This is a genomic window from Marinobacter sp. (genome assembly GCF_040882185.1).
Taxonomy (GTDB): Bacteria; Pseudomonadota; Gammaproteobacteria; order Pseudomonadales; family Oleiphilaceae; genus Marinobacter.
Genome location: NZ_JBBEBW010000020.1, coordinates 145,946 through 170,707 on the forward strand (window position 1 = coordinate 145,946; position 24,762 = coordinate 170,707).

At 54.9% G+C, this 24,762-nt stretch carries 21 protein-coding genes; 5 read left to right on the forward strand and 16 right to left on the reverse strand.

What is annotated here, in order from left to right:
* Positions 1-13: 13 nt before the first annotated feature.
* The 3 genes from relA to cysM form a co-directional block, all read right to left on the reverse strand.
* Positions 14-2,251, reverse strand: a complete 2,238-nt coding sequence (gene relA, locus WEB64_RS11380) for a GTP diphosphokinase (protein WP_368061327.1) — start codon at positions 2,249-2,251, stop codon at positions 14-16.
* A gap of 93 nt (positions 2,252-2,344) precedes the next feature.
* On the reverse strand, positions 2,345-3,676 hold the full coding sequence (rlmD, locus tag WEB64_RS11385) for a 23S rRNA (uracil(1939)-C(5))-methyltransferase RlmD (protein WP_368061326.1): 1,332 nt from the start codon (positions 3,674-3,676) through the stop codon (positions 2,345-2,347).
* 33 nt (positions 3,677-3,709) lie between these two features.
* Entirely contained in the window at positions 3,710-4,603 is an 894-nt protein-coding gene (cysM, locus tag WEB64_RS11390; protein WP_368061325.1) for a cysteine synthase CysM, read from the reverse strand.
* 252 nt (positions 4,604-4,855) lie between these two features.
* On the opposite strand from cysM, the gene WEB64_RS11395 reads away from it, so the two are divergent.
* A complete protein-coding gene (locus WEB64_RS11395; RefSeq protein WP_368061324.1) occupies positions 4,856-7,738 on the forward strand; it encodes a response regulator in 2,883 nt (960 codons plus the stop codon).
* Positions 7,739-7,772: 34 nt separating this feature from the next.
* Here WEB64_RS11395 and pdxJ read toward each other — a convergent pair whose 3' ends face one another.
* The 13 genes from pdxJ to rpoE all read right to left on the reverse strand — a co-directional run bounded on the left by pdxJ (position 7,773) and on the right by rpoE (position 21,099).
* On the reverse strand, positions 7,773-8,516 hold the full coding sequence (gene pdxJ / locus WEB64_RS11400) for a pyridoxine 5'-phosphate synthase (protein ID WP_368061323.1): 744 nt from the start codon (positions 8,514-8,516) through the stop codon (positions 7,773-7,775).
* A complete protein-coding gene (gene recO / locus WEB64_RS11405; protein WP_368061322.1) occupies positions 8,506-9,234 on the reverse strand; it encodes a DNA repair protein RecO in 729 nt (242 codons plus the stop codon). Before recO ends, pdxJ begins: the two co-directional genes overlap by 11 nt.
* Positions 9,235-9,241: 7 nt before the next feature.
* Entirely contained in the window at positions 9,242-10,159 is a 918-nt protein-coding gene (gene era / locus WEB64_RS11410) for a GTPase Era (protein ID WP_368061321.1), read from the reverse strand.
* Complete coding sequence (gene rnc, locus WEB64_RS11415) at positions 10,159-10,848, reverse strand: ribonuclease III (RefSeq protein ID WP_368061320.1); 690 nt, start codon at positions 10,846-10,848, stop codon at positions 10,159-10,161. The genes era and rnc overlap by 1 nt, the downstream gene beginning before the upstream one ends.
* Complete coding sequence (locus WEB64_RS11420; protein WP_368061319.1) at positions 10,845-11,234, reverse strand: DUF4845 domain-containing protein; 390 nt, start codon at positions 11,232-11,234, stop codon at positions 10,845-10,847. The genes rnc and WEB64_RS11420 overlap by 4 nt, the downstream gene beginning before the upstream one ends.
* 17 nt (positions 11,235-11,251) lie before the next feature.
* A complete protein-coding gene (gene lepB, locus WEB64_RS11425) occupies positions 11,252-12,052 on the reverse strand; it encodes a signal peptidase I (RefSeq protein WP_368061318.1) in 801 nt (266 codons plus the stop codon).
* Between the two features lie 9 nt (positions 12,053-12,061).
* Positions 12,062-13,867: a translation elongation factor 4 gene (lepA, locus tag WEB64_RS11430; RefSeq protein WP_368061317.1), complete on the reverse strand. Its 1,806-nt coding sequence runs from the start codon at positions 13,865-13,867 to the stop codon at positions 12,062-12,064.
* A 118-nt stretch (positions 13,868-13,985) separates the two neighbouring features.
* The gene (locus WEB64_RS11435; RefSeq protein ID WP_368061316.1) at positions 13,986-16,712 is read right to left on the reverse strand and encodes an EAL domain-containing protein; all 2,727 of its coding nucleotides are present in this window, start codon (positions 16,710-16,712) and stop codon (positions 13,986-13,988) included.
* 159 nt (positions 16,713-16,871) lie between these two features.
* Positions 16,872-18,281: a DegQ family serine endoprotease gene (locus WEB64_RS11440; RefSeq protein WP_368061457.1), complete on the reverse strand. Its 1,410-nt coding sequence runs from the start codon at positions 18,279-18,281 to the stop codon at positions 16,872-16,874.
* Between the two features lie 128 nt (positions 18,282-18,409).
* On the reverse strand, positions 18,410-18,844 hold the full coding sequence (locus WEB64_RS11445; RefSeq protein WP_368061315.1) for a SoxR reducing system RseC family protein: 435 nt from the start codon (positions 18,842-18,844) through the stop codon (positions 18,410-18,412).
* The gene (locus WEB64_RS11450) at positions 18,841-19,854 is read right to left on the reverse strand and encodes a MucB/RseB C-terminal domain-containing protein (RefSeq protein WP_368061314.1); all 1,014 of its coding nucleotides are present in this window, start codon (positions 19,852-19,854) and stop codon (positions 18,841-18,843) included. Before WEB64_RS11450 ends, WEB64_RS11445 begins: the two co-directional genes overlap by 4 nt.
* A 15-nt stretch (positions 19,855-19,869) precedes the next feature.
* A complete protein-coding gene (locus WEB64_RS11455) occupies positions 19,870-20,436 on the reverse strand; it encodes a sigma-E factor negative regulatory protein (RefSeq protein ID WP_368061313.1) in 567 nt (188 codons plus the stop codon).
* Positions 20,437-20,487: 51 nt separating this feature from the next.
* Complete coding sequence (rpoE, locus tag WEB64_RS11460) at positions 20,488-21,099, reverse strand: RNA polymerase sigma factor RpoE (protein WP_368061312.1); 612 nt, start codon at positions 21,097-21,099, stop codon at positions 20,488-20,490.
* 199 nt (positions 21,100-21,298) lie between these two features.
* Between rpoE and nadB the strand changes: the two genes are divergently transcribed.
* The 4 genes from nadB (at position 21,299) to WEB64_RS11480 (ending at position 24,745) form a co-directional block, all read left to right on the forward strand.
* Positions 21,299-22,903, forward strand: a complete 1,605-nt coding sequence (gene nadB / locus WEB64_RS11465) for an L-aspartate oxidase (protein WP_368061456.1) — start codon at positions 21,299-21,301, stop codon at positions 22,901-22,903.
* Positions 22,904-22,954: 51 nt separating this feature from the next.
* On the forward strand, positions 22,955-23,209 hold the full coding sequence (locus tag WEB64_RS11470; RefSeq protein WP_368061311.1) for a succinate dehydrogenase assembly factor 2: 255 nt from the start codon (positions 22,955-22,957) through the stop codon (positions 23,207-23,209).
* The gene (locus tag WEB64_RS11475) at positions 23,193-23,687 is read left to right on the forward strand and encodes a hypothetical protein (protein WP_368061310.1); all 495 of its coding nucleotides are present in this window, start codon (positions 23,193-23,195) and stop codon (positions 23,685-23,687) included. The genes WEB64_RS11470 and WEB64_RS11475 overlap by 17 nt, the downstream gene beginning before the upstream one ends.
* Before the next feature lie 62 nt (positions 23,688-23,749).
* On the forward strand, positions 23,750-24,745 hold the full coding sequence (locus WEB64_RS11480; RefSeq protein ID WP_368061309.1) for a folate-binding protein YgfZ: 996 nt from the start codon (positions 23,750-23,752) through the stop codon (positions 24,743-24,745).
* Positions 24,746-24,762 lie beyond the last annotated feature (17 nt).

The following is a 24,762-nucleotide window of genomic DNA, read 5'->3' on the forward strand; positions in this document are numbered from 1 at the left end:
CGCTGACTCCAGTCTAGTGGCGTTTACGCCTGACCTCGAGAATGTTCGGCAGATTTCGAATCTGGGCCAGCAAACGTGCCAACTGCTCAAGACTGGAAATCTCTACGGTTACCATCATGGTTGCCGAGTTGTCGTCGGTATTGGAGGTCGTATTCAGCGCCAGAACGTTGCTTCGGGAGGATGAAAGCACCTGAGTGATGTCCCTGAGCAACCCGGATCGGTCGTAGGCTTCGATCTCGATATCCACCGGGTAGACGGATTCGGGCTTGCCGCCCCAATTCACTTCAATGATTCGGTTCGGCTCATACTCCCGTAGGTGCAGGAAGGTCAGGCAGTCCTGGCGGTGCACGGTGACGCCACGGCCAACGGTAATGTATCCGCCAATCGGATCGCCGGGCAGTGGCTTGCAGCATTTGGCCACCTGGGTCTTGAGTTTCCCGACCCCCTGAATCTGAATATCAGATTCGGTGCCGTACTCTTTGTTGCGGCGAGCAGTAAATTTTAAATCTAGCTGCTCGGTGCGAGGCTCCAGCAGGTGTTGGGCGATATTGGCCACATGAGTGGGACGCAAATCCCCCGCCCCAACCGCAGCAAACATATCTTCCGCGTTTCGCAGATTGACCTTGACTGCCAGTTGGTCAAGGTTGATATCGCAGATCGAAAGCCGCTTGAACTCATCTTCGAGAATGGCGCGACCATCCACTATGTTGCGATCACGATTCTGCTCTTTAAACCAGTGGGTAACCTTGGCCCGGGCCCGGGAAGTCTGAATATACCCGAGGCTGGGGTTTAACCAGTCACGACTCGGAGCGGGGTTGTTGGACGTCAGGATGAAGACCTGATCCCCTGTTTTCAAAGGGTAGGTTAACGGCACGATACGGCCGTTCAGTCGAGCCCCACGACAGGCATGCCCGACTTCGGTATGAACCCTGTAGGCAAAATCCACGGGTGTTGCGCCGTGGGGCAGATCCACCACATGGCCTTCCGGCGTGAAAACGTAGACCCGGTCGGAGGCAATGTCCCCTTTAATATGATCTTCCAGGCCGGACAAATCTCCAAGATCCTCCTGCCACTCCAGTACCTGTCGCAGCCAATTGATCTTGGCATCGTACCCGGTGGATCGGTTGCCCTTGTCCATTCCCTTGTAGAGCCAATGGGCACAAACACCCAGCTCGGCTTCTTCGTGCATCTTATGGGTGCGTATCTGCACCTCCATAACCTTGCCTTCAGGGCCTATAACGGCTGTGTGCAAAGACTGATAACCGTTCTCCTTGGGGTTGGCGATATAGTCATCAAACTCATTGGGAATATGGCGCCAGAGGCCGTGAACAATACCGAGTGCGCCATAACAGTCACGTATCTCAGGTACCAGAATCCGTACCGCCCGGACATCATATACCTGGGAAAAGTCGATGCCTTTACGCCGCATTTTCCGCCAGATACTGTAAATATGCTTGGCACGGCCCGCGAGATCCCCTTTGATTCCCGCCACCTTGAGCTCTGCTTCAAGGGTGGCAAGAGCGTTACGGATATAGCTCTCCCGGTCCAGCCTTTTTTCATCCAGCAGTTTAGCGATTTTCTTGTACGCAGATTCATGGAGATAACGGAACGAAAGGTCCTCAAGCTCCCACTTTATATGGCCGATACCAAGCCGTTGCGCCAACGGGGCATAGATATCGAAAACTTCCCGGGCGACCCTCATGCGTTTGTCGGAGGAGACATCCTTGACCGCCCGAATCGCACAGGTTCGCTCGGCCAACTTGATCAGCGCTACCCGGACATCGTCAATCAGGGTAACCAGCATTTTACGGACGTTATCCAACTGGCCCTGACTCTGACCGAGCACAGCACCTTTGAGGGGGTGATGTATCGCCGAGATGGCGGCCATTTGCTGCACGCCGTCGATCAGTCTGGCAATTTCATCGCCAAATTCTTTGCGGATATCCGCCAAGGGTACCCGCTCTTCCCGCACTGCGCGGTAGAGTATCGCGGCCACCAGACTGGCCTGGTCCAGATGCAGTTCCACCAGCACCTGAGCCATTTCGAGGCCGGTTCGAAAACTGCTGGAGCCAGGCGCCCAGAGACGATCCTCACGAAAAGCCTGCAGATCGATTTCGGCGGCTTTTTCGCAGGCACGCCGGAACTGGTCTACGTCAACCAGATTGGTCTGAGACTGGATCTGGCGCACCCAGCTCTCTATGTCCACCTGACCATCCGGTGTCAGGGCGTATCCTTCACGAACTTTTACCATGCCACTTCCATTATTGTCGCGGGAATGACGGGCGGTAAACGTCCCCGTCACTCCATCGCTTTATGGAGCCTCTGAACAACTCCCTATGTTTACTCAAGCCCGCTCAAAGACGGCGATCGACTCCACATGGGTGGTGTGGGGAAACATATCCATCACACCCGCACGAATAAGACTATAGCCTTTACCGACCAGTACCCCCGCATCCCTCGCCAAAGTGGCCGGATTACAGGACACGTAGACAATACGCTTTGCTCCGAACGCCGCCAGATACTCACAAATCTCCTGGGCGCCGGAACGGGGCGGGTCAATCAGTATCTTATCGAAACCTTCTGCCGCCCATGGCTCCGACGTAAAGTCAGCCTGAAGGTTTGCGCCGTAAAAGGTGACATTATCCACCCCATTGAGCGAGGCATTTTCACGACCACGGATAACCATGGCATCATCACCCTCTACTCCAATTACCTGGCCAGCCTGGCGGGCGAGAGGCAAGGTAAAATTGCCCAGGCCACAGAACAGGTCCAGCACCCGGTCGTCTGGCTCAAGTTCCAGCCACTCAACCGCCCGGACCACCATCTGCTGATTTATGTCAGCATTAACCTGGGTGAAGTCCATGGGGTGGAACTGCATCGTCAGATCGAACGCGTCGATCCTGTAACTCAATCGTTCCTCGCCCTGCTCCGGCCAGATCCGATGTACCGTATCGGGGCCTTTTGGTTGCAGATAGATATGCAAATCGTGGGCCTGCCCAAAGCTCACCAGGGTTTCATAATCCTTGGCCGACAACGGCTCCATGTTTCGGAAGACCAATGCCGCAGTCTCATCACCGCACGCCACTTCAATCTGGGCGATGGTATTGTGCGCTTCCAGTCCATACAGCATGTCCCTGAGATCCGTAATACGCTCCCCAATTCGCACGTCCATAACAACACAGCGGTTGATATCCGTAAGAAACGTATTACGCTTTTCACGGAACCCCACCAGCACCGAATCACGCTTGGGCACGAAGCGCACACCCAGCCTCGCTTTGCGTCGATAGGCAAGATCAGGTGAACGCATCGGTGGCTCCCAATGTAAGGGCTCAATGCCACCGAAATGCGCAAAGTTTTCAAGCAGGGTTTTCTGCTTGAACTGTATTTGGGCATCGCCGGTCATATGCTGCAGGCTACAGCCACCGCAAAGATCAGCGTAATCACAAGGTGGAGTGGCACGTTCGGGAGACGCGGTCAGTACTTCGAGAGTTCGCAGTTCATCAAATTTGCTTCGGGAACCCACCACTTTGGCTACCACGGATTCCCCCGGCAAGGCCCCATCCACAAACTGGATCTTACCCTCCCGGTAAGCAATACCACGGCCGTCATGGCTCAGCTTTTCAATATCGCACTGAACCGGCTCGACCGGCAGGCTTTTCCTGCGTCGTCTGCTCATAACTCTCTCATTCCTGGGTAACAATTGACTGAATCAGGCACTAGGAAACACGCCCGTTGAAAGGTAGCGATCGCCCCGGTCACAGATGATGGCCACAATAACGGCGTTTTCAACCTTGCTGGAAAGCTGCAATGCCGCTGCTATGGATCCGCCTGAGGAAACACCACAGAATATGCCCTCTTCCCGGGCCAGCGCCCGCATACTATCCTCTGCTTCGCGCTGACCGATATCTATGACCTCATCGACTCTTGCGGCATCAAATATCTTCGGCATATAGGCCGCTGGCCAGCGCCGGATACCCGGTATCGAAGCGTCTTCTTTAGGCTGCAAGCCAATTATCCGGACATCCGGATTGCGTTCTTTCAGATATCTGGACACCCCCATGATAGTGCCAGTGGTGCCCATAGAGCTCACAAAATGGGTAACTTTACCTTCGGTCTGCTCCCAGATTTCAGGGCCGGTGGTGCGATAATGTGACAGCGGATTGTCCTGATTGGCAAACTGGTCCAGCACAAAACCCTTGCCCGCGGATTGCATACGGTCGGCCAGGTCACGGGCACCCTCCATGCCTTCGTCCTTACTTACAGAAATAATTTCCGCCCCATAAGCCCGCATGGATGCCCTACGTTCCTCACTGGCATTGGCTGGCATGATGAGCACCATTCGATAGCCCTTTATAGCCGCAGCCATCGCCAAAGCAATACCGGTATTGCCACTGGTTGCCTCGATCAACGTATCCCCAGGTTTGATATCACCCCTTTTCTCCGCTTCCTGAATCATGCTTATAGCAGGGCGATCCTTTACGGAACCTGCTGGATTATTGCCTTCCAGTTTCGCCAGAACGATATTGCTGGTATTACCGGGCAAACGCTGCAGACGCACCAGCGGTGTATGGCCGACATACTCTTCTATGGTTGGGAAATGCATCGGGTTTTTCGCTCCTGACAGCCAATTTCGGAGTGCGCTGAACACGCTTATTCAAAGGCACCCTGTGTTACACTCTGGCTTCGCATCATACGCGGAACAATCACAGTCTCCCAATACAGCTTATCGCTATTAAAATGACTGTGGGCTATAACCAAACCGGAGCAGAGGCAAGGTCCCGGTTTTACTATTCTGACAGGGACGATACCCGACCGATACGGATGAATCAGGTTGGGCGAAATCAGGAACCTCGCCATGCGTCGTTGGGGCATTCGCAAGAAAGTACAGGTGGTTACGCTGGTACCCACCCTGCTAACCACATTATTGCTCGGCATCTTCTTCAGCTATAGCTGGGTGAGCAATATCGAGCAACTGCTTCGGGATCGTGGCGACTCTCTATCCCGGCAGCTCGCTGCCGGCGCCGAGTACGGCATGTTTACGGCGAACCGCAGCCTTCTCAACAGCCTCTCCAATGCGCTCCTGGAAGAAAAAGACGTCCGGTCACTGACTTTTTTTGATGCCAATCGAAAGCGTCTTCTCCACACCGGCCCCAAGCTGGAAAACCCGATCGAAGCGGACTTGTTGAACTCTCCGGAAACCTTCCGACTGCCCGGTAACGACAGCACCCGTTTTTTAACCCCGGTTTACCTGCAGGATCTTATGCTCGACAGCATGCTGGAGATGGAATCCCGCAACACTGCGCCCAGTGCCGTTACGCCCATTGGCTGGGTGGCAGTTGAAATGTCTCATCTGCGAACGGACAAGGAAACCTACAAGGCCCTTCTGATCAGTTTGCTGTTGATCATAGCCGGGGTGGGCATCAATGTTCTGATCGCCCTGCGAATGAGCCGCTCGTTTACCGACCCGGTATTCGAGCTGAATAACGCCGTGGCCAGGCTCAAGGAAGGCAAACTGGATACCCGGGTGTACACCGCAGCTGGCCCCGAGTTTGAACAACTGGAATCAGGCCTGAATGCCATGGCGGAGGAACTCAGCAAAGCCCAGGCCGAAATGCAGCAGAACGTTGACCAGGCCACAGAGGACTTGCGAGAGACGCTGGAAACCATTGAGATCCAGAATATCGAGCTGGATCTGGCTCGCAAGGAAGCACTTGAAGCCAGTCGCATCAAGTCTGAATTTCTCGCCAATATGTCCCATGAGATCCGCACACCGCTGAACGGTATTATTGGCTTTACCGAATTACTGTTGAAAAGTCCGCTACCGAAACAGCAGCGGGATCACCTGAACACGATTCGGAAATCCTCCGAAATTCTGCTGACCATCATCAACGACATCCTCGACTTCTCGAAGATCGAGGCTGGCAAGTTGATTCTTGACCGTGTGCCCTTCCAGCTTCGCGACATCGTTGAAGATGTCATGGTTATGCTGGCGCCGGCGGCCCATAGCAAGAACCTGGATCTGGTTCCTCTGGTTTATAACGATGTACCGGATAATGTGATAGGGGACCCCTTAAGGGTCAAACAGGTCATAACCAACCTCGTCAATAATGCTATCAAGTTCACTCAGACCGGCGAAGTTGTGTTGCGAGCGAGCCTGGAAGAAGAAAATCCCGAAACCCAGCGGGTCACTTTGCGACTCAGCGTTAGTGATTCTGGCGTCGGACTCTCCCGGGCTCAGCAGCATTCACTGTTCAATGCTTTCAGCCAGGCAGACGCGTCCACCGCCCGCCAATACGGCGGCACCGGCCTGGGGCTGGTAATTTCAAAACGGCTGGTAGAGGAAATGGGTGGTAAAATTGGTCTGGAAAGCGAGCTCGGAAAAGGGTCCACTTTCTGGTTTACACTTAATACCGAGCTGTCGACCACCAACGATAGCAGCATGAAAAGGGATGCTCTGAGAGGAGAGCGTGTCGTCTATCTGGAAACCCAAAAAACCACAGGCCTGGCGGTTGAGCACATGCTACGGGACTGGGGTGTCGGTGTTGATCGCGCTTCCAGCCTCCCCGACCTGCTGGAAAAAGTTGAGATCGCTCAGCAGAAGCAGGCCGGTTACGCGGCCGCCATTGTCGGCATTACCCGTCACCTGCTGAATTCAAGCCAGTATCGGGATCTGCTGAGAACCCTTGAGATTGAAAGGGACTGTCGCACCCTACTGATGACGCCAACACTGGAAACCCATGATAACGCCTTGTCAGGTCTTGCCAGCGGCCATAACACCAAACCCGTCTGCCGGGAGTCCCTTTACGATGAACTGCTGATGCTGGTGCACGGCATCCTCCAACACGACCAGACCTTGCCCACCGCCGCACGCATCGCTGACGGCAGGGCCTCGGTGTCCCCGCGAGTGCTGGCAGTGGATGATAATGAAGCAAATCTGAAGCTCGTGCTCACGCTTCTCAATGACTTCAATATCCCTGCGGAGGGCGCCGCCAGCGGTTTTGAAGCGCTAAGCAAAGCACGGCAGCAAGCGTTTGACCTGGTCTTTATGGACCTGCAAATGCCTGGCATGGACGGCATAGAAACTACAGAAAGGCTTCGAACTCTGGACGACAAGCTGCACAAAACACCTGTCATTGCCCTCACCGCTCACGCCTTGGCTGAAGAACAGGACCGATTAATGCAGCAGGGATTCGACGGCTATCTCTCCAAGCCGATCAGCAGCCGACAATTAATGGATACCATCCGCGACTATACGGGCTTTAACTGCACCAGCAGCAGCCCCCAGGGGCTCAATATCCCAGAAGTGCGGGACACCCGGCGCAGCTTGCGCCCTTCTACCCGTCAGAAACAGAAAACCTGCGTAGATGTGGAAGAGGGTGTCAGGCTGGCGGCGGGCAAAACCGATCTGGCGGAAGAACTTTTCAGTATGCTGCTGGAACAACTACCGCACGATGTCGAGGCAGTAAAGCAACTCTGGGCGGAGCAAAACCTCGAAGGTATGCTGGAATGTATTCACAAACTGCACGGCGCAACGCGCTACTGTGGTGTACCGGAGTTGAGGAGTGCCGCCAGCAGTTTGGAAACCGCCCTCAAACGCTCAACAGCCAACCTTGAAGAAGCTAAGAACGATGTCCTGGCCGCTATTGAACGGCTCGACATCTGGAGCGAACAAACGGACTGGCAACAACTGTTCCGCAGCCACTCGGACCCCAAAAGAACCAAGGGAGCCTCTGATTAACTTCTGAATCGTCTATGGGCGCCCTAGGGGGCTTTCAGGCAGAGGTAGCCCGAGCGCTGTCTATTATGGCCCGCATATCCCGCACTGCGTCCTTCAGCCCGGTGAATACCGCACGCGCAATGATCGCGTGGCCGATATTCAGTTCGTTGATCCCGGGGATAGCCGCAACACGTTCGGTATTATGGTAGTTCAGGCCATGCCCGGCATTGACGATCAAACCTTTTCTGCGGGCGTAGGCGACGGCGTCGGTGATGGTAGTAAAGGCCACGTCCGCCGCCTCCGGGCTGCCTGCCTCCGCATACTCACCGGTATGAAGCTCAATGACAGGTGCCCCGCAGCGAATCGCGGCATCAATCTGCGATGGAGAAGGGTCGATAAACAACGACACCTCGGCGCCTATCCGGGCCAGCCGTTCACAAGCTTTGGCGATACGGGCTTCCTGACCTTCGACGTCCAGCCCACCCTCTGTCGTCAACTCCTCGCGCTTCTCGGGCACCAGGCAAACGCATTGCGGCCGAACCTGCTCGGCAAATACCAGCATGGCATCAGTGACAGCCATCTCCAGGTTCATCTTGGTATTAAGCATTTCCTTGAGCAACATCACATCCCGTTCTTGAATGTGACGCCGGTCTTCCCGTGGATGTATCGTTATACCGTCGGCCCCTGCTTCCTCGGCCACCAGTGCGGCCTGAACAGGGTCCGGATAGCGAGTGCCCCGAGCCTGACGCAGAGTCGCTACATGGTCAACGTTGACACCAAGCAATACTCTAGGATTCATGGGATTCTCCTCGGCTATGACTAAAAAGGTTTCGACTGTGAAGTGGCCGCCCCTGCAGGAGGTGGTCAACCAGCACCCGCATGACGCGTTTGGCCAGGCGCCGGCAGACCGGACTGTCAAGATCACCGGCTTCAAGCTGCAACAAGACATTGCCCGGCAGTTTTCTCAGGCGGACATCCTGCAATACGGATGACACAATCCCCTGTTCCGGATCATAGCCATAGTCCAGACTTGGCTCCACTGTTTGCCCCGTATCGGTCGCCTGGCCCCATTCAAACCCGAAGCCCATGGCTTCTGCCAGCGCACGTTCGAATCGACGGAGTACCGGTTCAATCTCGTCAGTTTCCGAAAGTGAATAAAGGGTTTCTATGTAGGTGCCAAACAGATCGGGATAGGGATCCCCCGGTGGCAATATCCTCTGCAGCAACTCATTGATATAGAGACCGCTGTACAGTGCCCCGGTACGGACCAGGCGAGGACCGTGACGAATGTCTGTCTGGGTCAGGGTTTTCAGATCACTACGGCCCTGCCAATCAACAAGCAAGGGCTGGAAAGGCTGCAGTTGTGCCTTCAGAGGGCTTTTAGCCGAGTTGCCGCCCCGCGCCACCAGCGTCATGCGTCCGGCGTTGAGAGAAAACACATCAACCAGCAGGCTGGTCTCCCGGTAAGGACGTCGGTGCAACACGTAAACGGGTTCCTGACTCACTGAACCCGACATTCTCATCTCAGAAATCGTTCATTCCGAGGCTTTTGAGCGCACGGTCGCTGTCAGCCCAACCTCGTTTGACCTTGACCCAGAGCTTCAGCATGACTTTGCTGTCGAACAGTCGTTCCATATCGAGGCGGGATTCCTGGCCAATGCGGCGCAAACGATCACCCTTGTCACCAATCACGATTTTCTTCTGGCCTTCACGCTCAACCAGGATCAGCGCCGAAATATGCAGCGTTTTACCGTCACGACGGAATTCTTCGATCTCCACCGCAACAGAGTATGGCAGTTCGGCACCCAACTGACGGGTTATCTTCTCACGCACCATTTCAGAAGCCATGAAGCGCTCACTTTTATCCGTCACCTGATCATCAGGATAGAAGTGCACACTTTCAGGCAAATACCGGCCAACAGCTTCCTCCAGAGGTTTAAGATTGGTACCTCGCAACGCCGACAACGGAATCACATCTGAAAAGTTACGTTTCTTCGATACCATGCCAAGGTGCGGTAGCAGGCTATCGCGATTCTCAATCTTGTCCACCTTGTTGAGCGCCAGGATCACCGGGCACTTCAGGCTTTCGAGCTTTTGCAAAACCATTTCGTCGGCGGTGGTCCAGTTGGTCTGGTCCACCACAAACACTACCACGTCCACATCCACCAACGCGGAAGTAGCGGCGCGATTCATATAGCGGTTGATGGCCCGGGGTTCTTCTTCGTGCATGCCCGGGGTATCGACGTAGATGGCCTGAACCGGGCCTTCGGTCTTGATGCCCAATACCTGGTGACGGGTAGTCTGGGGCTTTCGCGACGTAATACTGAGCTTTTGCCCGAGGATATGATTCAGCAAAGTGGATTTGCCGACGTTAGGCCTGCCAACAATGGCTACAAAGCCACAACGACTGTCTGGGTTTTCCGGACGGGTGATGTCATTCATTACTCATTCTCCACGCCCAATGCCTTTAGTGCATTACGAGCCGCTTGCTGTTCTGCGATACGCCGGCTGCTGCCGACACCGGCCGTCTTGCGATCGAGGGATGGCAGTGCGCAGGACACGTGGAATGTCTGGGCATGGGCCTCCCCGTCAACGGATATAACATCATATTGGGGTAACGGAAACTGCCGCGATTGCAAATACTCCTGCAAGCGTGTTTTAGGGTCTTTCTGGGTATCCTGAATGCTCAGCTTCTGAAGCCTCTGTTCAAACCACCGAAGAACCTGGGTTCGGCAGGTTTCAAAATCGCTATCCAGATAGATTGCACCAATAATGGATTCGACCGCATCAGCAAGAATGGATTCGCGACGGTAACCACCACTTTTCAGTTCTCCTGAGCCCAGCCGTAAATACTGGCCCAACTCAAACTCCCGGCCAATTTCTGCCAGTGTCACACCCTTGACCATTCTTGCTCGCAGTCGGCTAAGCTGGCCTTCCCGAGCATTCTCGAACGTGAGATAAAGTGATTCGGCGATCACCATATTCACAATGGAGTCACCGAGAAACTCAAGGCGTTCGTTGTTATCATTGCCGTAACTTCGGTGGGTCAGCGCCAACAGCAGGCGCGCCGGGTCATTGAACGCGTAACCGATACGCCGTTGTAACTGATCCAGATCAGGGGAAGAACTCACTGGCCAGTCATCTCATAACTGTGCTGAAAATGAACCACCGCATCCACATTGCTCACGAGGCCGGTTCTGACTTCGTAGTCCACATCAATCTGCACCTGATCACCGTCGGCTTTTACAGTAATCGCTTTGGTATCAAACCCGCGCACGTTGTTCACACTCAAGCGTTTGTTGATAAGGCCGCGCACTTCCCCGACCGACATTTTTGACAGGCCTTTGGTGCCATCCAGACCCTCAAGTGCTTCCTGAATGGTGTAATCATCCAGGTAAATGGGGCCGAGCTTGACACCCAGAGTCAGCAGGCTGCCAAGGAACAGCACCACAATCAGGATGCCAAATGTCGAGGCGCCATGCTGGGAGCGGGCAGAAAACCGATTTGTATTTTTCATCTTTTTATATACCTCTGTTATTCTATAGAGCCAACACGTCCAAAGCTTGGCAGGCTTGTCAGCGATTCCCAGTGCATCCAGATCGCAAACGCCTTGCCGACCACAAGTTCATCGGGGACCATGCCCCAAAACCGGCTGTCATTGCTGTTGTCGCGGTTGTCGCCCATAACAAAATACTGGTCATCCGGAATGACCCATTCGCCCTCCCCGGCACCATTGCGGCGGCCCATGGTCAGAAAAATCTCGTGGGCGGTATCGGTCAGATATTCACGTCTTAATTCAACCGGCGGCAGGGAGGCTACAAACTCGGTAGGTACTTGCTCACCGTTGATGAACAACGTTTTGTCACGGTAGCGGATATGATCCCCAGGTAGACCGATGACCCTCTTGATGTAGTTGGTCTTACCGTCTTCGGGAAATTTGAACACCATGACATCGCCACGCTCCGGGTCGTCAATTGCAACAATTTTGCTACCGGCGACCGGTAGCCGCAGACCATAGGCAAACTTGTTCACCAGTATGAAGTCCCCGACTTCCAGGGTCGGCAGCATCGAGCCGGATGGAATCTGAAATGGCTCGACCAGAAACGATCTCAGTATCAGAACAATCGCAAGTACGGGGAAAAAAGAGCGACTTAGATCAACCAGATACGGCTCCTTCGGTAACTCTTCAGCTTCACCTGGCCCGGAAGCAACGGCGGCTCCGTCAGTGGTCATCCGGCCTTCACGTCTGGCTCTCAGAAACAGTTTGTCAGCCAGCCAGATCAGGCCAGTGGCAAAGGTCAGAACGACCAGTATCAGCGGGAAATCAATATCCATCGAAACGTCCTAGTTATCTACTTTCAATACGGCAAGGAACGCTTCCTGAGGCACCTCAACATTACCCAGTTGCTTCATGCGTTTTTTACCTTCTTTCTGCTTTTGCAGCAGTTTTTTCTTTCGGCTGACATCACCACCGTAGCACTTCGCAGTGACATTCTTGCGTAACGCCTTAACAGTTACCCGTGACACTACCTGGTTACCGATGGCGGCCTGAATGGCAATGTCAAACATCTGCCTGGGAATCAGCTCTTTCATTTTTTCCACCAGCGCCCGGCCGCGATAGTGTGCCTGGTCGCGATGCAGAATCAGCGCCAATGCATCGACACGCTCGCCATTAATCAATACGTCCAGACGCACCAGATTGGCAAGCTGAAAACGTTTAAAATGATAATCAAGCGATGCAAAGCCCCGACTGACAGATTTTATGCGATCAAAGAAGTCCATCACCACTTCCGCCATAGGCAGCTCATAAGTGAGCTGAACTTGGCTAGACAGGAACACCATGCTCTGCTGGATGCCCCGCTTCTCTTCACACAAAGCGATAACCGCGCCGAGGTGTTCCTGGGGCACCAGGATATTAGCCTCGACAATGGGCTCGTGCATCTCTTCCACCGAGCCAATGTCCGGCAACTGGGAAGGGTTCGAAACCGTGACCGTGTCGCCCTGCTTGGTCACCACTTCATAAATAACGGTCGGCGCAGTAGTGATCAGATCAATGTCGTATTCACGTTCCAGCCGCTCCTGAATGATTTCCATATGGAGCATGCCAAGGAAACCACAGCGAAAGCCGAACCCCAGGGCGTCAGAATTCTCCGGCTCAAAAAACAACGAGGCATCGTTCAGAGTGAGTTTTTCGAGCGCATCCCTGAAGCTGTTGTAATCATCAGAGGAAATTGGAAACAGACCTGCGTAAACCTGGGGCTTGACTTTTTTGAACCCCGGCAACGCATTGGTGGTACTCGCGAATTTGTTATGAACAATGGTATCACCGACGGGTGCCCCATGGATGTCCTTGATACCTGCCACCACAAAGCCCACGTCTCCGGTGCCCAGCACGCCGGTTTCTGTCGGCTTGGGTGAGAACACCCCGACTTTTTCAGCGTTCCACGAACGTCCGGTCGATTTTATAACGATCTTGTCGCCTTTGCGCAGGGAGCCCTGTTTAATTCTCACCAGCGATACCACGCCAAGGTAATTATCAAACCAGGAATCGATGATCAGGGCTTGCAATGGCCCGTCAATCTCTCCGGTCGGAGCGGGAACGCGACGAATGAGATCTTCGAGCACATCTTCCACGCCCATGCCACTTTTGGCGCTGCAACGGACTGCATCCGACGCCTCGATACCGATGATGTCCTCAATTTCCTGAGCAACACGCTCAGGCTCTGCCTGGGGCAGGTCCATCTTGTTCAGCACCGGCACCACTTCAAGTCCCTGCTCAATCGCCGTGTAGCAGTTGGCAACGGATTGAGCCTCAACGCCCTGCCCTGCATCAACGACCAGAAGAGCGCCTTCACAGGCATACAGCGAGCGAGAAACCTCATAGGAGAAGTCTACATGTCCCGGCGTATCAATCAGATTGAGCTTGTACTCCTGACCGTCCACCTTCGAGGTATACAGAAGCGTGACGCACTGCGCTTTGATGGTAATACCACGCTCCCGTTCCAGATCCATGGAATCCAGAACCTGCTCGCTCATCTCACGGTCACTGAGGCCACCACACATCTGGATAAACCGGTCTGCCAGTGTGGACTTGCCATGATCAATATGGGCGATGATAGAGAAATTGCGGATACGGCTCAGTTCGGTCACAGACAAAGGGTGCTCGTGTAAGACAAAAATGCATTCCCGACGAACCAGATGGCCAGTCCGTCAGGGGGTGTGAAAACAGGGCTGGGATTTTACCGGTTGTGGGCCGCTATTGCCATGTTCACGATATCAGAGCGCGCTCATGCTGTTGGACAAGAAACCCGATCAGGGCATCTTCATCCAACGGGTAACTGAACAGGTTCCCTTGGCACTGTGCGCAACCGGCAGCCTTCAGGAAGCTTAGTTGCTGGGGTGTTTCTACCCCCTCAGCGATTACCGTCAGGCGTAGTTTGTGGGCCAGTGCAATGACTGCAGACGTTACATCCGTGGCACTACTGTTATAGGGGATATCCCGGATGAACTGATGATCGATTTTGACGGCATCCAGGGGCAGCCGCTGCAAGGCCGCCAGTGAACAGGCTCCGGTACCGAAATTATCGAGAATCAGGCAAACACCAATATCATGGAGCGCGCCAAGAACTTCCCTCAGCATACGTGGATCGTGGTTGAGAAGTTCGGCGGGCAATTCCAGCTCAAGCCGTTCCGGCGCCACACCGGTTTCTGTAATCACTTGCCGGAACATATCCAGAAAGCCCGGGTCCACCACCTGTTTAAACGAGAAGTTAACCGCTACCTGGAGTCCCTCAAAACCCGCACGCTCTAACGCCTGAATCTGAATGCATGCCTGCCTGAGTCCTAACTCCCCCAGCCGGACAATCAAACCAGATTCCTCGGCCAGCGAAATAAACTGTTGCGCCGGTATCAGGCCTTTTTCCGGATGACGCCAACGTAGGAAAGCCTCAACACCGATTACACGCTGCTGGGCGAGATCAAACTTGGGCTGATAATGCAGTACAAAACGGTCAGCATCCAGAGCGCTTAACAGCTCCTCATGCTGCAACAGGCGCCTCGCAGCCTGAATGTTCATGGCAGCGGTAAAAAACTGACAGTTGTTTCGTCCCCGCTCCTTGGCCTTATACATGGCCAGATCCGCATATTTCATCAGGGTGCCCGGTTCTTCGCTATCATGGGGGATCATGGCCACCCCGATGCTGCCCGTTACTCCGATATCATGTTCCTGAATGCGCACCCGCTGACAAATCTGGCCCAGAATAGTCTCAGCAACTTTGGCGGCAGCCTGCGGCCCGTTGATACTGGATAGCAACACGACAAACTCATCACCACCAAGCCTCGCCACTGAATCCTCTTCCCTGACACAACCGGTTAGCCAGCGCGCAACGTGCACCAGAAGCTGGTCGCCGGCATCATGGCCCAGCGTATCGTTAATACGTTTAAAGCCGTCCAGGTCGATAAACATCAGCGCGGCAGGCTCACCCGACCGGCGGCTTCGGCGTACCGTGTGGGCCAGCCTGTCCTTGAACAATTGCCGGTTAGCCAGCCCCGTTAACGGGTCATAGAAAGCCAAGCGGTGCAGTTCTGACTGTGCGGTTTTCAGTTCCGTAAGGTCCCGCAAACTCAGCACCACGCCACCCACACCTGGCTCATCAAGCATGGCAGTGTAAGAACCCTCCATCTCGCGCCAGGTGCCGTCGATGTCCTTGACCCGAGCCCGAACAATCGGAACCGGGCGACCGGGGGTTGCCAAGGCCTGTTCAAAGCAGGCCAGCAATTGCGGCCAGTCATCCTGGTGTACAAGGGAGTCGATCCGCAGCTTGTTGATCTGCTCTGGCGCGAAGCCGAGAATGTGCTCACATGAGGGACTGGCGTATAGCGGTGCGCCGTGTCGGTCAAACACCAGCGTGATGTTACTGGCACCCTCTGTGATAGCACGGTACCGCCCGGTACTCATCTGTGTCTGCAAGCGGGAACGAACCAACGTCAGTGAGAAGGCGAACAGTAGCAGACTCACTATGATGCCCGCCGCCAACACAATCTTCGGTCGAGGGTCAGAGGCCAGATAATCGAAAGCAGGGGTGGATCGGGTCTGGAGTAACCAGGTACGCTCACCATGAACGACTTGCTGGCTCAGGGAGAACGTGTAGTCATCATCCAGCGAGCCAAGGTTCGACCCGTACATCAGAGTGTCTCGGGCGACCACATCACCGTCGTATATACGAACATCCAGGAACGGCGAGATCAACCCGACAATACCGTCCATCAGGTTATTCATGCGGAAAGCGCTGAACACAAAACCCTGCAGCAAATACTGTCGCTCTGCCATGTCGTCCGGCACTTGAGCACCTGCGTAGACCGGGTGATACATCAAAAAGCCAGCTTGGCTATCGTCCACTTCTTCCTGCACCAGTACTACCTTGCCGGTCATCGTGGGCGCGCCTGAATCTCGGCCCTGCTCCATAGCCCTACGATGCACCGGATCATCGAACGCATCGTAACCGTAAGCCCTCTGGTTGCGCTCGGTGCCCGGTTCGAGGAACACAATCGGGTAATACTCGGTGCGACCTCCCGCAGGCCTGATCTGGTAATCCGTCAAGCCCTGTCGGCGAATACGCGCGATATGATCGACCACATTGCGCCCGGTAACACGCTCAGTGTAGCCAATACCCTGAATGCCCGGGTAATAGCGCTCAATATCGATGCGTCTGACGTAGGTTCGCCATTCATCGCGACTGACACCGTTGGTTACCGCAAATAGTCCGGCGCTGCCTGCCAGCACCTGCTCGTAATTTAGAAGGCGCTCTTCAATAGCCGTTTTCAACTGCATGGACTGGGTCTGAAAGCGTGCTTCCGTACGATCCTTGACAAGTTCGACAGAAAAAACCCACAGCGCCGCCGTGATCAGCAACCCTACAAAGAGCAGTAGCCAGGCCAACCGGGCATTTTGAAACCCGATCAGCCGTGGCAGCGGTACATCTTTTTTATTCATCATCTCTGCGGGGTCCAGTCCATGGCCTTAGCCTGTTAAACGCCGCTAGAGTATAGCAAAAAACACGTATAGAGTGATGATGCACCTTGCACAGCGAACAATTAAATCGCGGTCAGAGCGAAAGCAGCGACCTGCCCGCGAGCAGCCCCCCTCAAGGATGTATCAAGGCTTCATTACCAGATAGGTCGCTCTCCCCTGACGAACAATCCGCATGGATACCGCCTTACCTTCAGGCAGATCCGCCACTGCCTCCCGGAACTCATCAACGGACGTTATTTTACGGCGATCCAACTCGGTGATGACATCATCAGGACGCACTCCGGCATTCAACGCAGGGCCTCTCGCCACATTGGTTACCAACACTCCATTCTCAACACCCATCGATGACGCCAGTTCGGCAGGCAAAGGCTCAACGGTCATGCCCAGAGGACCTTCGGAAGGACCGGAATTTTGCGGCTCAACGCCTGCTATATCATCGTCTTCCGGCAGCTTCCCAATCACTACATCAAGGTCCATTCGGCGGCCTTCCCGCAAAACTTCGAGGGAGGCGGACTCGCCCACCGGCGTACGACCCACCATGGGCGGCAAATCAGAAGACAGCTCAACCGACTCGCCATCGTACTCAAGCACAATATCGCCGGACCGGAGGCCTGCCTGCTCGGCGGGAGAATCGACCATGACTTCAGCAATCAAAGCGCCACGGGGGCGTTTCAATCCGAAGGATTCTGCAAGGTCACGATTAACTTCCTGAATAAGCACCCCGAGCCATCCGCGAGCCACCGAGCCTTTATCACGGATCTGTTCAAAGACGTTCATGGCCTCATCCATAGGAATGGCGAACGAGACCCCCATGAAGCCGCCAGAACGAGTGTAAATCTGGGAATTAATACCGATCACTTCGCCATCAAGATTAAACAGGGGGCCACCGGAGTTCCCCGGGTTAATGGCAACATCGGTCTGAATGAAGGGCACGTAGTTTTCGGTAGGTAGAGCCCGGCCGACCGCGCTCACAATGCCAGCTGTAACAGTGTAATCAAAGCCAAAAGGCGAACCGATGGCCAACACCCATTCGCCGGGTTCAAGATCTTTCGATTGGCCGATACGCACAACGGGCAAATCTTCACCGTCATTGATTTTCAGAACAGCAAGATCGGAACGGGGATCGGTTCCTACCAGTGTTGCGGGCAATTCCCGCCGGTCACTGAGGCGAACAATGATCTCATCAGCCCCCTCGACTACATGATTATTGGTCAGAACATAGCCGTCTTTAGAGACGATAAACCCTGATCCCATGGATGTTATCGGCGACTGCTGGCCGCGAGGGTCGCCCTGACCGTAGGGTGACTGGGGCCCACGAAAGAAATCCTGAAAGAACTCAGGCAACTGCTCGAGCTGGCGTTCGCTGAACGGCATATTGCCGGTATTTTGAGGCCGCGACTGACTTGTACTGATGTTAACAACCGCAGCAGAGTTTTCTTTTACCAGTTCGGTGAAGTCAGGGAGGCTTCGGGCCGACGACGTCTGAGCAGCCAGGCCCAAGACCATCACAAACACCAGACAGAAGGCCGTCATGGCGCTTCTCATGACTACCCCGACGCGGACAGCATTATCGTTTTGCATTTGGAACTCCTTCAGGATCGACAACACAACATATTTTCTCTCGCCACACACTCTGTCTGCAGCTTAATAAACGTAAAGGTTCAGGGTAAATTTTCAATACCCTGAAGCCGCGGTTGGAAACGCGAACTGGCTGTTCGCTGATGACGGCTTACCAGCCAGAAACCAAGCCCCAACCCGAGGCTGGCGAGCACTATGGCAAGACTGTCAGAGCCAGGTGCTAGCTGTTGGCCCAACACTGCCCCCGTCACCAGTGCGGATAACGGAACCGCATATACCCACAAGGATGCGTGTAACAGCGCCGATTCCGAGATCGATACCGTTACCTCATCACCCACTCGCGCGTTCAGATGATTCTCAACCAAAATCTGATTCGCGCGACCAGATGTCACACTGGCAAGTGCCCGTTGCCCACACCCCTGTCTGGCACTGCAACTCTGGCAGGCAGTCTCCCGTATGGTCTGAACCCAGACCTGATCGCCTTTCTCCGCAACGACGCGACCCCGCTCTGAAATCAAGGCTTATGCCTTCCGACTACGAACGCATCTTCAATATCGACGGACTCTGCAACGCGCATCGCGGTAGACGGCGGAATTTCCCCTACCACCGTAACCAGGAAGCTCCGGTCGCCAACCTCTACCTTCCGCATGTACGCGGTGGTGGCGCCAATGCGGGAGGCACCGGTCGGCATATCGACCGATACAGCAGACTCCACGAATACCGAAAACGATGCCAGGCCATCCGAAAAAGCAACCACCCTGCCTTGACCCGCACCAGGTGCGGCGGCCGGAATAAAACCTTCCGGCCGCCACTTCAGACGCCAACCGTCCATTCGCTGTTTGGCTTTGTCCGTTGCGGGCGACTGCAGAATGCGTTGAATTGCAGGACCCTGAAGCTGAATTTCGAACTCACTGTCCCGCAGTGCGTCGGTGATCTCGAGACTGGTGAAATGAAAGCGCTCAAGAATCTCATCCTCAGACCGCACATGGCTCTTGACCAGCAGACCGGTCTTTTTTTCCAGCCACAACCGATAGCTGTATCTATGCTGGTCTCTGGCATTGAGGGCGACAACTACGACCGGATAGCCCGCAACCCGGTCATCCTCAAGCGTCTTCGGTATGTACCAGCGACTGATTGGCACCAATTGACTCGAAAAAGCTTCGGCGAAAGGCCCAGAGGGAATAATCTGATCCAGTTGGATGCGGCCATGATCAGGCAGCACACAGAAAACTTTCATGCCTTTACGGACAATCTCGCCATTCTCGCCGTCCTGCTGCACGAGGCGCTCCTCCACCTGGCCGTTATGGTAACGGTGTGCCACCTGCATGGTGCTGATTCGATCACCCCGGGCGTAGACGAACACCCCCCGGTAACTGGTCATATTCAGCGCCGGACCCAGTTTCATAAGCCAGCCTTCCGCAGTATCAGGCTGCTCGGCCGAGACCGGCGACGACATCGCCGTCGCGACCAGCAACCAAACAGTAACCATCAGATGATACCGGTTTTCAGGCTTTACTATGGCGCTCATGTTACCTCGACATCCTTAACGGACTGCACCTGACACACTTGCCAGGCGGGCGTAACCAATGGATCCGCGACCAGCGCCAACGCTGTTATGCTGAGCATGTTCCAGCAGATAGCGACTTAAATGTTCCCATTGTTCTTCATCCAGACCCTGCAAGGCAATTTCAGGCACAGCTTCCTCAGTTGGCGGGACTTCCAGAGCGGTGGATACCGGGCCAGACGCCGCCACTCCCATCCCGTCGGATTCCCACTCAGACCCCATACCGAACCCGACCGCCAGCGAGACCACCACCATTGCGGCTGCCGACCAGCGCCATGGGGAGGTTTTCCCGGACCCCTGGTTAGCTGCGGCTCTTCCCGGCCTCTCGGCAGACTCTCCGAAGAGGGAGGCCCTGACCCCGGCACTCACATCCACAGGCGCTGGCAAGATAGGATCATCTCGCATCAAGTCGTGCATTTGCTGCCAGCGTCGCCACTGGCCCCGCAGCTCGTGGTGCTCAGCGTTGGACAGCAGGCGGCGAACAGCGAGCTCATCGGCCTGATCATCCATCATTGCCGACAAGGTTTCTTTCAGGCGGTCATCCATCGCTTCAAACCTCTTTTTTCACAACGTTTACAGCGTTGGCCAATCGTGTCATTACATGTCATCCAGCATCGGGCCAAGCTGCCGGTCAACGGCATCCCTGGCTCGGAAAATTCGTGACCGCACCGTGCCGATCGGGCATTCAAGGATACGAGCGATATCGTCATAACTGAGGCCGTCATACTCGCGGAGCAGAAAAGCCGACCGGAGCTCTTCCGGCAAGTCACCAATCGCCTTTTGTAGTGCCTTCTGCAATTGTTCCCGTTGCAGCAGCCGCTCAGGACTCGCATTGTCACGGAGCTTGCGACCGTCCTCAAAATTCTCCGCTTCAGCTGAATCAGCACTACCCTGAGGCCGGCGCGACCGGGACTCCAGAAAGTTCTTTGCGGTGTTCACCGCTATTCTGTAAAGCCAGGTATAAAAGGCGCTGTCACCGCGAAATCGCTCTAATGCGCGATATGCCTTCACGAACGACTCCTGGGTCAAGTCCATCACATCCTGGTTATCGTAGACATATCGACTGATAATCGACGCCACCCGTGACTGGTATTTGATTACCAGCAGGTCGAACGCCGACCGCTCACCGCGCTTAACCTTTCTCACAAGTTGGAGATCGGTCTGACTTTCCGCAGTGACGACGGGATGGTTGTCTGATTCCGGAGCCATGTATCTGTTACCGGGCCTTGGATCGGCGGCCTGACGGCCGGGCGTCTGCCTTCTGGGTAGATTCATACAGCTGCTCAAACGGCTCCCTTATGGTGTTCGGCACCAGCGTATCGTTGGCGCCTCCCATTCGGGCAAATAGACAGCAGCCGTAAAGTTTAGTTCAATACAAGCCCACATTATGACCCGCGATAACGATCTGATGCCACAATCATACGAACACGACGTTCTTATCATCGGTAGCGGAGCTGCCGGACTCACGGTTGCGCTGAATTTACCGACCCACCTTCGTGTCGCCGTTCTGAGCAAGGGCAAGATCACCAGCGGCGCCACGCTTTGGGCACAAGGCGGTATCGCCGCTGTACTGGACAATGAAGACTCTGTAGAGGACCACATTTCAGACACCCTGGCGGCTGGCGCCGGGCTCTGTCATGAAGACGCCGTGCGTTTTACGGTCGAGCATGGTAAAGAAAGCATCGACTGGCTGGTCGCCAGCGGGGTTGATTTTACCAAGGACGATAACGCGCAGTTCCATCTCACCCGTGAGGGGGGCCACAGCCATCGCCGTATTATTCATGCCGCCGATGCCACCGGCCATGCCGTCTCCAGCACCCTCAGTCAACAGGCAGCTAGCCGCGCCAATATTGAGTTGATGGAGTCCCGGGTTGCGGTCGACGTGATCACCCATCGCAAGCTGGGATTACCGGGTAATCGTTGTGTCGGGGCGTATGTACTGAACCTTGAAGACAATCATGTAGAGTTGTTCCGTGCCAGGTTCGTGGTTATTGCGACCGGCGGCGCCAGTAAGGCGTACCGTTATACCAGCAATCCGGATGGCGCCTCTGGAGATGGTATCGCTATCGCCTGGCGTGCGGGCTGCCGCACCGCCAACATGGAATTCAATCAGTTCCACCCTACGTGCCTGTACCACCCCCACGCAAAATCTTTTCTGATTACAGAAGCTGTACGTGGAGAAGGCGGCTACCTGCGATTACCGGATGGTTCCCGGTTCATGGAACAGTTCGATTCCCGGGGCGAACTGGCGCCCCGGGACATAGTGGCGCGAGCCATTGACCACGAAATGAAACGCCTTGGAGCAGATCATCTTTACCTGGATATAAGCCATAAACCAGCAGATTTTATTCGACGTCATTTTCCGACCATTTATGAAAAGTGTCTGGAATTTGGGGTTGATATGACTAAGGAGCCTATTCCGGTAGTGCCCGCCGCCCACTATACCTGCGGCGGAATCATGACCGACCACCGCTCCAGAACCGACGTTAATCAACTATACGCTGTAGGTGAGGTCGCATTTACCGGCCTTCATGGCGCGAACAGGATGGCGAGCAATTCCTTGCTGGAGTGTCTGGTCTATGGCCGCGCCGCTGCTGCAGATATTGAACGCTGTGCCACCGACATACCGCCGCCTGCTGAAGCCCCGGATTGGGATGAATCCCAGGTTCGGGATTCCGATGAAGACGTCGTCATATCCCACAACTGGGACGAACTTCGGCACTTCATGTGGGATTATGTCGGTATTGTGAGAACCACAAAACGACTGCAACGGGCAAAACATCGGGTCGACCTTCTATCCCGGGAAATTGGCGAATTTTACAGTAACTACAGGGTTTCTAATGACCTGCTCGAACTCCGTAACCTGGTTACCATCGCCGATCTGATCATCTGTTCTGCGATGCAGCGCAGGGAAAGCCGAGGACTCCATTACACGCTGGACTACCCGGGCCTGCTTCATGAGGTAAAAGATACCGTCCTGGTCCCGACCACTTTTCGGACCAAGTCGCCTTGAGCTCTGCCCGCGTCGCTGAAACCTTTATTCGAACCTTAAACGAGACTGCTGATGGCTGATAACACAGAATTCAATCGCCTTTACTGGCATAGCCGACGCGGCATGCTGGAACTTGATGTGCTGCTGATTCCGTTTCTGGAAGAAGTGTACCGGGATCTGCCGAGAGAAGATCAGGTCAAGTATGAAAAATTGCTGACCTGTGAAGACGCCGATATATGGCAGTGGTTCATGCAACGGGGGGAGCCTGACGATCCCGAGCTGAAGTCCATCGTCAATATGATAGTGAATCGTGTCCAGCCAGATTGACGTTCGGCTTTACCCCTCGCTGAGTGCGGGGTTTATCGCCTCATCGCCCTGGCTGGCATTGGTCATCTCGGCATTATTGATCGGCCTGACCGGCCCACCCTTACTGCTATGGTTTTGTCCGGTTGGACTGGCAGGCGCCCTGTGGCAAGCGAGGGCCAGTGGTTTACTGGCATCCTCCGACTCTGTCGTGCAGCTCAGCGTCGACGAGGATCAGTTATTCGCCCGACTGCGTAATGGAAAACAATTTCGGGCCCGGGCCAGCGCCGAAAGCCGTGTTTTTGGAAAAATGGCGCTCTTGAAACTGACTCTTCACGACACCACATTAAAACCACCGATGATCGTTATCATAGCGCTGTCTCCTGAACTCCGGTGGTCCCGTAACAGCAACCCTGAGGCCTTCAGACAACTTCGAGTGTGGCTCAGACTGTCTGGCCCGAGTCGCAGCCGCGACGATCATAATGACAGCACTGAGCGATAACAGGCAGAGACCACAGACTTGCCGGTGACCTTTCATTTCGATAAACCTTTTTGGAGCGCTCCATGCCGGAAGCCGTCAACCCAACACCCCGCACAAGCCAAGCTCTTACGCAACCCGCCCATGCGGTGCTGGATAATCTACAGATAGTCCGGGTCAGCGGCCCTTCGGCGCGGCAGTTTCTCCATGGGCAGCTCACCCAGAGCCTGGACGAGGCCACGGACACCCACTCACCCCGGGCTGCGGCGTGCAACCCGAAGGGTCGCGCGTATCTTCTGACCCGCCTGGTACGCCATAACGAGGATTTTCTGCTGGCCTTGCCCCGAAGTCTCGCTGAGGCCACCATCACACACCTAAAGAAGTACCTGATGCTGTTTCGCGGAACCACCATGAACATCGTGGACGACGCCCAAGTCATCGGACTCATCGGGCACCACGCGCTTGTTGGTGAAGGAGGGGTTGCGCTTGATAAACCGGGCGCCACCCGTATGGTCGATAATCATCGGCTGATCAGAACCCAGGATACCGCAGATGGCACGCCACGCTTCGAACTATGGCGCCTCGGGCCGCTGAGTTCCGAACTCGACAGCGCATTGAGGTCATCCTGTCACGCCTCAGATGCCGACTGGCAAGCCACCGAAATAGCCTCAGGAGTGGCCAGCCTGACGCCGGACACTCAGGATACCTACATACCGCAAATGTTGAATTGGCAACATGTCGACGGTATCCATTTCAAGAAAGGCTGCTACACCGGGCAGGAAGTGATCGCCCGGATGCATTTTCTCGGTCAACTGAAAAAAAGCCTGTTCCGACTTCACACCGCTGAGCTACAGACCACCCCCATTCCCGGGCAGGCAATTCTCGCTGGCGATCACCCTGTGGGCCATATCGTCAATGTCGCGATGTTGAACGACGGTACCGCTGAACTTCTTGCCGTACTACGGCACGATGCAACCGACAAAACCCTGTTACTGGATACAGTTCCGCCTGTCGAAGTTACCCTCGAAAACCTCCCATACACGGTAATTGAACGTCAAAAATCAGCTCCAAAAGATACATAAGTTGACAGGCAGCCACG